10 protein-coding genes are annotated in these 11,047 nt (G+C 41.2%); all 10 read left to right on the top strand.

Annotated features, from left to right (window positions below; genetic code table 11):
* Window positions 1-5: 5 nt before the first annotated feature.
* Window positions 6-4,316 carry a DNA-directed RNA polymerase subunit beta' gene (rpoC, locus tag AACZ73_RS00390; RefSeq protein ID WP_339874431.1) on the top strand — a complete coding sequence of 1,437 codons (4,311 nt, stop codon included), beginning with the start codon at window positions 6-8 and terminating at the stop codon, window positions 4,314-4,316.
* 331 nt (window positions 4,317-4,647) lie between these two features.
* Complete coding sequence (locus AACZ73_RS00385; protein WP_339874429.1) at window positions 4,648-4,971, top strand: DUF3467 domain-containing protein; 324 nt, start codon at window positions 4,648-4,650, stop codon at window positions 4,969-4,971.
* A 98-nt stretch (window positions 4,972-5,069) separates the two neighbouring features.
* On the top strand, window positions 5,070-5,480 hold the full coding sequence (gene rpsL, locus AACZ73_RS00380) for a 30S ribosomal protein S12 (RefSeq protein WP_084118526.1): 411 nt from the start codon (window positions 5,070-5,072) through the stop codon (window positions 5,478-5,480).
* A gap of 18 nt (window positions 5,481-5,498) precedes the next feature.
* Window positions 5,499-5,966: a 30S ribosomal protein S7 gene (gene rpsG, locus AACZ73_RS00375; RefSeq protein ID WP_146918534.1), complete on the top strand. Its 468-nt coding sequence runs from the start codon at window positions 5,499-5,501 to the stop codon at window positions 5,964-5,966.
* A 5-nt stretch (window positions 5,967-5,971) separates the two neighbouring features.
* A complete protein-coding gene (gene fusA, locus AACZ73_RS00370) occupies window positions 5,972-8,095 on the top strand; it encodes an elongation factor G (protein WP_339874425.1) in 2,124 nt (707 codons plus the stop codon).
* Window positions 8,096-8,107: 12 nt separating this feature from the next.
* On the top strand, window positions 8,108-8,413 hold the full coding sequence (gene rpsJ / locus AACZ73_RS00365) for a 30S ribosomal protein S10 (protein WP_008203035.1): 306 nt from the start codon (window positions 8,108-8,110) through the stop codon (window positions 8,411-8,413).
* A 238-nt stretch (window positions 8,414-8,651) separates the two neighbouring features.
* Window positions 8,652-9,284, top strand: a complete 633-nt coding sequence (rplC, locus tag AACZ73_RS00360) for a 50S ribosomal protein L3 (protein ID WP_339874423.1) — start codon at window positions 8,652-8,654, stop codon at window positions 9,282-9,284.
* Window positions 9,285-9,287: 3 nt separating this feature from the next.
* Complete coding sequence (rplD, locus tag AACZ73_RS00355; protein WP_339874421.1) at window positions 9,288-9,917, top strand: 50S ribosomal protein L4; 630 nt, start codon at window positions 9,288-9,290, stop codon at window positions 9,915-9,917.
* A gap of 4 nt (window positions 9,918-9,921) precedes the next feature.
* Window positions 9,922-10,209, top strand: a complete 288-nt coding sequence (rplW, locus tag AACZ73_RS00350) for a 50S ribosomal protein L23 (RefSeq protein WP_111611451.1) — start codon at window positions 9,922-9,924, stop codon at window positions 10,207-10,209.
* 13 nt (window positions 10,210-10,222) lie between these two features.
* Window positions 10,223-11,047, top strand: coding sequence for a 50S ribosomal protein L2 (gene rplB, locus AACZ73_RS00345; protein ID WP_339874420.1), 825 nt, complete (start codon window positions 10,223-10,225; stop codon window positions 11,045-11,047).

Genomic DNA, 11,047 nt, shown 5'->3' with positions numbered 1-11,047 from the left:
AAACTATGGCGTTCAGAAAAAATAAAAAACTTAACAATGATTTTTCCAGAGTCACCATCAGTTTGGCTTCCCCAGAATCTATTCTGGATAGCTCAAACGGTGAAGTGACCCAGCCAGAGACCATCAATTATAGAACCTACAAGCCTGAAATGGGTGGTTTGTTCTGTGAGAGAATATTTGGTCCTGTAAAGGATTGGGAGTGTCATTGTGGCAAGTACAAGCGCATCAGGTATAAAGGTATTATCTGTGATCGCTGCGGTGTAGAGGTTACAGAAAAGAAAGTAAGAAGAGAGAGAATGGGGCACATCGAACTGGTAGTACCAGTCGCTCACATTTGGTATTTCAAATCTCTTCCTAATAAAATCGGTTATCTACTTGGTCTTCCAACTAAGAAGCTTGATCAGATTGTTTATTACGAGCGTTATGCTGTTGTTCAGCCAGGTATCAAGGCAGAAGAAGGAGTTCAGTATTTGGACTTCTTGACTGAAGATGAATACTTGGATATCATGGACAAGCTTCCTAAGGAAAATCATATGCTTGACGATGAAGATCCAAATAAATTCATCGCCAAAATGGGTGCTGAAGCTTTGGAGATGCTATTGGCAAGAATTGATCTGGATGACCTTTCTTACTCTCTTCGTCACCAAGCTGCAACTGATACTTCTCAGCAGAGAAAAGCAGAAGCACTTAAGAGACTTAAGGTAGTAGAAGCATTCCGTGATGCAAGAACTAGAATTGAAAACCGCCCTGAGTGGATGGTAGTTCGTATGGTTCCTGTGATTCCACCGGAATTGCGTCCATTGGTTCCTTTGGATGGTGGTCGTTTCGCTACTTCTGATTTGAATGACCTTTATCGAAGAGTAATTATCAGAAACAACCGTCTGAAGAGATTGATCGATATCAAAGCTCCAGAGGTAATTTTGAGAAACGAAAAAAGAATGCTTCAGGAAGCTGTAGATTCTCTATTCGATAACTCTAGAAAAGTAAATGCGGTAAGATCTGATGGAAACCGTGCTTTGAAATCCCTTTCCGATATGTTGAAAGGTAAGCAAGGTCGATTCCGTCAAAACTTGCTCGGTAAGCGTGTGGATTACTCCGGTCGTTCTGTGATCGTGGTAGGACCAGAGTTAAAGCTTCACGAGTGTGGTCTTCCTAAAAATATGGCGGCTGAGCTTTTCAAACCTTTTATCATCAGAAAACTGATCGAAAGAGGTATTGTTAAGACAGTTAAGTCAGCTAAGAAAATTGTGGATCGTAAAGATCCAGTAGTTTGGGATATTTTGGAAAATGTACTAAAAGGACACCCAGTGCTCCTTAACCGTGCTCCTACTCTTCACAGATTGGGTATCCAAGCTTTCCAACCAAAACTTATTGAAGGAAAAGCTATCCAGCTACACCCATTAGTATGTACAGCATTCAACGCCGATTTTGATGGTGACCAGATGGCTGTTCACGTACCTCTTGGACATGAAGCAATCTTGGAAGCTTCTACTTTGATGCTTTCTTCACATAACATTCTAAACCCTGCTAACGGAGCACCAATTACTGTACCTTCTCAGGATATGGTGTTGGGTCTGTACTACGTGACCAAGGGTAAGAAGTCAACTCCTGAAGAGCCTGTTCCAGGTGAAGGAATGACTTTCTATAGTGTAGAAGAAGTGATTATTGCAATGAACGAGGAGCAAATCTCCAAGCATGCAAATATCAAGTGTAAAGTGCAGCTAAGAACCGAAGATGGTGGTTACAAGGATCAGATCATCGAGACTGTTGCAGGTCGTTTGATATTCAATCAGTTTGTTCCAAAAGAAGTAGGTTATGTAAACGAACTTTTGACCAAGAAAAAACTTCAGCAGATTATTGCTAAAGTGGTTAAAGTTTGTGGAATGGCCCGTACTGCCCAGTTCTTAGACGACATCAAGCACCTAGGATTCCAAATGGCCTATAAAGGCGGTTTGTCTATGGGACTTAATGACGTAATTATTCCGGAAGAAAAAGAACCAATGATTTCCAAAGCGAAAGAAGAGGTCGATGAGGTTTGGAATAACTATAGAATGGGTCTGATTACAGACAACGAAAGATATAACCAAGTAATTGATATCTGGACTCGTACCAACTCTCATCTGACTAATAATCTGATGAAGCAGATGGAAGAAGATAAGCAAGGATTCAATGCCATCTACATGATGATGCACTCGGGAGCCCGTGGTTCCAGGGAGCAGATCCGTCAGTTGGGTGGTATGAGAGGATTGATGGCTAAGCCTCAGAAAAACCTTCAGGGTTCTGTAGGTGAAATCATCGAAAACCCAATTCTTTCCAACTTCAAAGAAGGTCTGGATGTATTGGAGTACTTTATCTCAACTCACGGTGCACGTAAAGGTCTTGCCGATACTGCATTGAAAACAGCTGATGCTGGTTACCTAACCAGACGTCTAGTGGATGTAGCTCAAGATATGATCGTTACAGAAGATGATTGTGGTAGCTTGAGAGGTTTACTTGTTCAACCGTTGAGAGACAATGACGAAATCGTTGAGCCTCTTTCTGAAAGAATTCTCGGACGAGTATCTGTACATGATATATTCCATCCACAAACAGATGAATTGATTGTAGAATCAGGTCTTGAAATCGATGATGAGGTTGCGAAATTGATAGATGAGTCTGGAATTGACGAAGTTGAGATCAGATCTGTGTTGACTTGCGAAACCCGTAGAGGTGTTTGTGGTAAATGTTATGGTAGAAACTTAACATCAGGTCACATGGTACAGGAAGGGGAATCCGTAGGTGTTATCGCAGCGCAGTCTATTGGTGAACCTGGAACTCAGCTTACACTAAGAACATTCCACGTAGGTGGTACCGCATCAAACATGGCTGTAGAAGCCAGTGTAATTGCGAAGTTCGAAGGTGTAGTTGAATTTGATGACGAATTAAGATTGATTGAGACTACCAATAAAGATGGCGAGCCGGTGACGGTGGTCATGGGTAGATCTGGCGAAATCAAGATCAATGATCCTAAGACAGGAAAGACCTTTGTATCTAACCACGCTCCTTATGGTTCTATTGTAAATGTAAAGGATGGAGAGAAAGTATCTAAAGGTCAGACTTTGTGTAAGTGGGATCCATATAACGCTGTTATCCTTTCTGAATTCGACGGTAAGATTGAGTTTGAAGCAATTGTTGAAGGTGTTACTTATAAGGAAGTGTCTGATGATCAGACTGGTTTCCGTGAGAAAGTAATTATCGATACAAAGGATAGAACTAAAAATCCTGCAATCATTGTAAACTATGGTGAAGAGTCTAAAGGATATAACATTCCTGTAGGTGCACACTTAGCAATTGAAGCGGGTGATAAAGTAAGATCTGGTCAGATTTTGGTGAAAATCCCAAGATCTGTTGGTAAGACAAGAGATATTACAGGTGGTCTTCCACGGGTTACAGAATTATTCGAAGCAAGAAATCCATCCAACCCGGCTGTTGTTTCTGAAATCGATGGTGTAGTAACTTATGGTGGTATCAAGAGAGGTAACAGAGAGATCATCATCGAATCTAAAGATGGTGTGATTAAGAAATACATGGTATCTCTTTCTAAGCATATCTTAGTTCAGGAGAATGACTTTATCAGAGCTGGTGAACCACTTTCTGATGGAGCGATCACTCCTAACGATATCTTGTCTATCAAAGGCCCAACTGCTGTTCAAGAGTACTTGGTAAATGAAATCCAGGAAGTATATCGTCTTCAGGGTGTGAAAATCAACGATAAGCACATCGAGGTAATCGTATCTCAGATGATGCAGAAAGTTGAAATCCTTGATGCTGGTGATACTGGATTCCTTCAAAACCAAGTTGTAGATAAGTGGGCTTTCAGAGAAGAGAATGACAATATTCTAGACCGCAAAGTGGTTATGGATGCTGGAGATTCTTCTACATTGAAGCCAGGAATGATTATCTCTGCAAGAAGATTAAGAGATGAGAATTCTAGCTTGAAGCGTAAAGATCTTAAGTTGGTACAAGTTCGTGATGCTGAAACTGCGGTTTCTAAGCCTACCTTACAAGGAATCACTGCGGCATCTTTGGGTACTGAGTCATTTATCTCTGCAGCGTCCTTCCAGGAAACTACTAAGGTGCTTTCAGAAGCAGCGATTAGAGGTAAACGTGATGAGTTGAAAGGTCTGAAAGAAAACGTAATCGTTGGTCACTTGATTCCAGCCGGTACTGGCCAGAGAAGATTGCAGCCAGTGATCGTAGGATCTCAGGATGAGTATGACAAACTTTCTGAAAATATGGAGCGCAGCACTAAAAGATCCAGTGAAGCAATCCTGTAATATTCTAGTAAATTAATTCTAAAGGCCTGTTTCACGACAGGCCTTTTTTATGAATATCTTTAGTAACCGCGGTGATCACAGAGTTTTACGCAGAGAACACAGGTGATATATCATTTCTGGAACTAGATTTCCAACTTAATAAACAAGGGAAGGCTATTGAAGTCATTATAGATAGTTAATCTCTTTATTAACAGTAAAGAGACAAAAGCATTATAGGATTAGGTTAACAAGGAAATTGAGGCCACTTCGGTCACCCGTCTTCGGTCATCCGACCCAGTGAGCAAAGGGATTTTGGCCAATGGCATCAATGTAAATAAAAACAATACAAACCATGCAAGACGACAACGGACAAAAAAAAGGAGATCAGCAGATTAATGTTGAGCTATCAGAAGACGTAGCTGAGGGAGTTTATTCTAATTTGGCAATGATCGCACATTCTAATTCGGAATTTGTGATTGATTTCATTCGCTTGATGCCGGGTGTGCCCAAAGCAAAAGTTAAATCGCGGATTATAGTGACTCCAGACCATGCGAAGCGTCTGCTTTCAGCTCTAAAGGACAATATAGAGAAGTATGAAGCAGCTTTCGGAAAGATCAACCAATCGGGAGGAGCACCGCAGTTTCCTATTAGCTTTGGAACTCCGGGAGAGGCTTAGCAAAAATATAACTGCTTAGCTTTGTTACTCTTATTACTTTGTTTACCTTTGCAGTCCAAAATTTAACAGTTTACGGGAAAACTAAATTTTATCAGTTAATGCCTACTATTCAACAGTTAGTACGAAAAGGTAGAACTACACTGGAAACCAAATCAAAATCAAGAGCTTTGGATGCATGTCCACAGCGAAGAGGAGTTTGTACCAGAGTATACACTACAACCCCTAAGAAGCCAAACTCTGCAATGAGGAAAGTGGCGAGGGTGAGATTGACAAACGGAAAAGAAGTGAATGCTTATATTCCTGGAGAAGGTCACAATCTACAAGAGCACTCGATCGTCTTGATCAGAGGTGGTCGTGTGAAAGATCTTCCAGGTGTGAGGTATCACATCATCCGTGGTGCACTAGATACCGCAGGAGTAAAAGACCGTAAGCAAGGTCGCTCTAAGTATGGTGCTAAAAGACCGAAAGCAGGCAAGGGTGCCCCAGCTGCTCCGGCAAAGAAAAAATAATAAAAACATTTAGAAAAAATGAGAAAAGCGAAACCAAAGAAGAGATATATTCTTCCTGATCCAAAGTTCAACGATACGCTAGTAACTAGATTCGTGAACAATCTAATGGTAGATGGGAAGAAGAGTATTGCTTACAGAATTTTCTACGATGCAGTAGAAAAGGTAGAATCCAAGGTAGGTGAGAATGGTCTTGAAGTTTGGAAAAAAGCGCTAAACAATATTTCTCCATCCGTTGAGGTGAAGAGTCGTAGAGTTGGTGGTGCTACATTCCAGGTTCCAATGGAAGTCAGACCTGACAGAAAGATTGCCCTAGGAATTAAATGGATGATCAGCTACGCCCGAAGAAGAGGTGAGAAAACAATGATGGACAGACTTGCTGGTGAAATTATCGCTGCTTCCAAAGGCGAAGGTGCCGGAGTGAAGAAGAAAGATGATACGCACAGAATGGCTGAGGCCAACAAAGCATTCTCACATTTTAGATTTTAATCAATATGGCTAAAAGAGATTTAACACTTACCAGAAATATTGGTATCGCCGCGCACATTGATGCCGGTAAAACGACTACGACAGAACGGATTCTTTTTTATTCGGGCGTATCTCACAAAATAGGTGAGGTTCACGACGGTGCAGCCACCATGGACTGGATGGCTCAGGAGCAAGAGAGAGGTATTACTATTACTTCTGCTGCTACTACCGTTTTTTGGAATTACAGAGACAAAAAATATCAAATCAACATCATCGATACTCCCGGTCACGTTGATTTTACTGTAGAGGTAAACAGATCACTACGTGTTCTCGATGGATTGGTATTTTTGTTTAGTGCTGTAGATGGCGTAGAGCCACAGTCCGAGACAAACTGGAGACTTGCGGATAACTATAAAGTTGCACGTATTGGTTTCGTAAATAAAATGGACCGTGCTGGTGCAAACTTCCTTGAGGTTTGTAAGCAGGTAAAAGAAATGCTAGGCAGCTACGCTGTTCCTTTGCAACTTCCAATCGGTGCTGAAGATAGATTCCGAGGTGTAGTTGATTTGATCAACAACAGAGCAATCGTATGGAACGAGGATGATTTCGGAATGACTTTCGAAGAAGTTCCTATTCCGGAAGATATGATTGATGAGGTAGCTGAATACAGAGAGTATCTTCTTGAAGCAGTTGCAGATTACGATGAGTCTTTGATGGAGAAATTCTTCGAAGATTCTGATTCAATCACTGAAGAAGAAATCCTTACAGCTTTGAGAAAAGCAGTAATTGACATGAAGATTGTACCAATGGTATGCGGATCTTCATTCAAAAATAAAGGCGTTCAGACTATGCTTGATCTAGTAATGGAATTGCTTCCTTCTCCTATGGACAAGGACGATATCATTGCGCACGATCTTGATGATGAGGAAAAAGATGTAAGAATCTCTCCTGATGAAACTGAGCCATTTGCAGGTCTTGCTTTCAAAATCGCCACAGATCCATTTGTAGGCCGTCTTTGTTTCGTAAGAGCATATTCTGGAATTCTGAATTCCGGTTCTTATGTATTCAATAGCCGTTCTGGAAATAAAGAGCGTATCTCTAGAGTATTCCAAATGCATGCTAACAAGCAAAACCAAATCGACGCGCTTAGAGCTGGAGATATTGGTGCAGTGGTAGGCTTTAAAGATATCAAAACTGGTGATACACTTTGCGACGAAAAACGTAAAGTAGTTCTTGAATCCATGGTATTCCCTGAGCCAGTTATTGGATATGCTATCGAGCCTAAAACTCAGGCAGACGTAGATAAACTAGGTATGGCAATCGCTAAACTAGTAGAAGAAGATCCTACACTTCAAGTAAACACAGATCACGAAACTGGTCAGACTATCTTGAGAGGTATGGGTGAGCTTCACCTCGATATTATCATCGACCGTCTTAAGAGAGAATTTAAGGTTGAGATCAACCAAGGTGCTCCTCAGGTTGCATATAAAGAAGCTTTGTTTGGTTCATACGAGCACAAAGAAGTTTACAAGAAGCAGACAGGTGGTAAAGGTAAATTTGCTGACATTTCATTTGAACTTAGCCCTAGAGATCCAGATCCGGAAACCGGTGAGATCAAACCAGGACTTGACTTTGTGAATGCGATTGTCGGTGGTGTAATTCCTAAGGAATTTATTCCTTCGATCCAGAAAGGATTTGCTGAGTCCATGAAAAATGGTCCATTGGCTGGATATCCTATCGAATCTATGAAAGTAAGATTGTTCCATGGTTCATTCCACGATGTCGATTCTGATGCCCTTTCCTTCGAATTGGCAGCTAGACTTGGTTTCAAAGAAGCAGCGAAAAGATGTAAGCCTCAATTACTTGAGCCGATCATGGCAGTAGATGTAGTTTCTCCTGATGAGTACACTGGTCCAATCACTGGTGACCTGAACAGAAGAAGAGGTTTGATGAAAGGAATGGATACTAAGGGTACCTCTTCTGTAATCAAAGCATCTGTACCATTGTCTGAGTTGTTCGGTTATATTACTGATCTAAGAACTATCACATCTGGTAGAGCTACAGCTTCATTGACATTCTCTCACTATGAGTCAGTGCCTAACAACATTGCCGAAGGTGTAATTGCTACAGTAAAAGGTCAGAAGGACTAAATAATATTTGCGATGAATCAGAAAATCAGAATAAAACTAAAATCATACGATCACAGCCTGGTGGATAAGTCATCAGAGAAGATTGTAAAGGCAGTGAAAGCCACTGGCGCAGTAGTAGTAGGGCCAATTCCATTGCCTACTAAAAAGGAGAAATTCACAGTGTTGAAATCTCCACACGTAAGTAAAAAAGCCAGAGATCAGTACCAACTTTGTACTTATAAGAGATTGGTGGATATCTACTCTAACTCTTCTAAAACTGTAGATGCTTTGATGAAAATCGAGCTTCCAAGTGGAGTTGATGTAGAGATCAAAGTTTGATGAAATTGGATTGAGATAAAAGAGACCTGCTCTTCGGAGCAGGTTTTTTTTGTGCCATTTCTGAGTAGGTGCCTTTCAAAGGTTATAAATGCCTGAGTCAGAGGTGAAATATTTTGTAATACATTGAAAATTTAGGATTTGGGATTTGTTGCAGAATTTTATTTCAGTAACTTTGCAGTCCTTTAAAAGGAGCCCCGGCAGGTAAATGCTTGTGGGTTATTATATTATCTTATAAAAGATGTCTGGTATAATAGGTAGAAAAGTAGGAATGACTAGCATTTTCAGTGCCGATGGACGTAACGTCGCATGCACGCTAATAGAAGCTGGTCCTTGTGTAGTGACGCAAGTAAAAAACGTTGAGACAGACGGGTACAACGCAGTGCAGTTGGCTTATGGTGAGCGTAAAGAGAAAAATACGCCAAAACCATTGATCGGTCATTTTAAAAAGGCTGGTACAACACCAAAGCGCAAAGTTGTTGAGTTCAGAGAGTTCCGGGTCGAGTTTGAAGGCCAGGTTAATCTAGGAGCTACAGTGAAGGCTGGTGAAGTATTTATCGAAGGTGACTTCGTAGATGCTATCGGAACTTCAAAAGGTAAAGGATTCCAGGGTGTAGTAAAACGTCATGGTTTTGCAGGTGTGGGTGGACAAACTCACGGTCAGCATAACAGAGGCAGACACCCAGGTTCAATTGGTGCATGTTCTTGGCCATCCAGAGTATTCAAAGGAATGAGAATGGCTGGTAGAACGGGCGGAGACAGAGTAAAGGTGGTTAACCTTCGAGTGTTGAAAATCTATGCTGACAAAAACCTACTATTGGTTTCTGGTTCTGTACCTGGTCCTAAAAATTCTTTCGTTATTCTAGAGAAGTAAGCCATGGAATTAGCAGTAATTAATCAAAAAGGAGAAGACACAGGTAGAAAAATCAGCTTGTCTGATGAGATCTTCGCAATCGAACCTAACGATCACGCGATCTACCTTGATGTAAAGCAGTACTTGGCTAACCAAAGACAAGGTACGCACAAGTCTAAAGAGAGAAATGAGATAGCTGGCTCTACTCGTAAGATCAAGAAGCAAAAGGGCACTGGTAGTGCACGTGCTGGATCTATCAAGTCGCCACTATTCCGAGGAGGAGGAAGAGTATTTGGCCCGCAGCCAAGAGACTATTCTTTCAAATTGAATAAAAAGGTAAAACAACTAGCCAGAAAATCTGCACTTGCTTATAAAGTGAAAGATAACAGCTTGTCAGTATTGGAAAGCATTTCATTTGACTCTCCAAAAACTAAAAGCTACATGGCACTGCTTAATGGATTATCTCTAGGAGATAAGAAGACGTTACTAGTACTTCCTGAGGAAAATACTAACGTTTTCCTTTCCAGCAGAAACTTGCCAAAGGCAAAAGTTGTGACTGTAAATGATGTAAATACTTACCAAGTACTTAATGCTGATCACCTAGTGATCTGCGAGGGTTCTCTTAGTAAGTTGGAAACCATTTTATCGAAATAAGACAATGGATATTCTAAAGCAGCCTTTAATTACAGAAAAGATTTCTGCCATGAACGAAAGAGGCGTTTATGGATTCATCGTGGAGAAAACTGCGAAGAAACCAGAAATCAAACTTGCTGTAGAAAAAACGTTTGGTGTGAAAGTGGTTTCTATCAGGACCATCAGATATGCTGCAAAGCATAAATCAAGATACACCAAAGCTAAAGTGGTTTCAGGCTTTACCAACGCTTTCAAGAAAGCAATCGTGCAAGTAGCCGATGGTGAAGTGATTGATTTTTACGGAGAAATTTAATTGAATCTATATCATGGCAATTAAAAAGTTGAAGCCTGTAACTCCAGGGACAAGATTCAGAGTAGCCCCAGCATTTGACGAGATTACATCGTCAAAGCCGGAGAAATCTCTTCTTACTCCTATCAAGAAGTCAGGTGGACGAAATAATGAAGGCAAAATGACTGTCCGCAATATCGGTGGTGGTCATAAGAGAAGACTACGTATCGTAGACTTCAAAAGAAACAAGTTTGGTGTACCTGCAGTGGTGAAAGCTATTGAGTATGATCCAAACAGAACGGCACGTCTCGCCCTACTATATTACGCAGATGGTGCTAAGGCCTACATTATCGCCCCGGAAGGTTTGTCAGTAGGACAGACAGTGATTTCCGGTGAGCAAGTTGCTCCAGAAGTGGGTAACGCAATGCCAGTAGCAAGTATTCCTATGGGTACTATTGTACACTGTGTGGAATTGAAGCCTGGAAAAGGTGCCGCAATGGTAAGAAGTGCTGGAGGTTATGCACAGATCGTAGCCCGTGACGGGAAATACGTGACAGTAAAACTTCCATCTGGTGAGATGAGACTTGTACTAAATACGTGCATGGCAACTGTTGGAACTGTTTCCAATGGTGATCACATGAACGTAGTATTGGGTAAAGCCGGTCGTAAGAGATGGCTCGGAGCTCGTCCTCGTGTAAGAGGTGTAGCAATGAACCCAGTAGATCACCCGATGGGTGGTGGTGAAGGTCGTTCTTCTGGAGGACATCCTAGATCTAGAAAAGGTCTATTGTCTAAAGGAAAGAAAACAAGATCTCCTAAGAAGTATTCAAACAAGTTCATCGTAAGCAAAAGATCTAAATAA

This window comes from uncultured Algoriphagus sp., assembly GCF_963974835.1.
In the GTDB taxonomy this organism is placed as follows: Bacteria; Bacteroidota; Bacteroidia; order Cytophagales; family Cyclobacteriaceae; genus Algoriphagus.
Note: the sequence above shows the minus strand (reverse complement) of the source record. Positions and strands in the feature narration are given on the sequence as shown.

Bases quoted from the DNA above. Each gene is read 5' to 3' on its own strand.
- rpoC (WP_339874431.1), top strand. From the start codon at position 6: ATGGCGTTCAGAAAAAATAAAAAACTTAACAATGATTTTTCCAGAGTC.
- AACZ73_RS00385 (WP_339874429.1), top strand. From the start codon at position 4,648: ATGCAAGACGACAACGGACAAAAAAAAGGAGATCAGCAGATTAATGTT.
- rpsL (WP_084118526.1), top strand. From the start codon at position 5,070: ATGCCTACTATTCAACAGTTAGTACGAAAAGGTAGAACTACACTGGAA.
- rpsG (WP_146918534.1), top strand. From the start codon at position 5,499: ATGAGAAAAGCGAAACCAAAGAAGAGATATATTCTTCCTGATCCAAAG.
- fusA (WP_339874425.1), top strand. From the start codon at position 5,972: ATGGCTAAAAGAGATTTAACACTTACCAGAAATATTGGTATCGCCGCG.
- rpsJ (WP_008203035.1), top strand. From the start codon at position 8,108: ATGAATCAGAAAATCAGAATAAAACTAAAATCATACGATCACAGCCTG.
- rplC (WP_339874423.1), top strand. From the start codon at position 8,652: ATGTCTGGTATAATAGGTAGAAAAGTAGGAATGACTAGCATTTTCAGT.
- rplD (WP_339874421.1), top strand. From the start codon at position 9,288: ATGGAATTAGCAGTAATTAATCAAAAAGGAGAAGACACAGGTAGAAAA.
- rplW (WP_111611451.1), top strand. From the start codon at position 9,922: ATGGATATTCTAAAGCAGCCTTTAATTACAGAAAAGATTTCTGCCATG.
- rplB (WP_339874420.1), top strand. From the start codon at position 10,223: ATGGCAATTAAAAAGTTGAAGCCTGTAACTCCAGGGACAAGATTCAGA.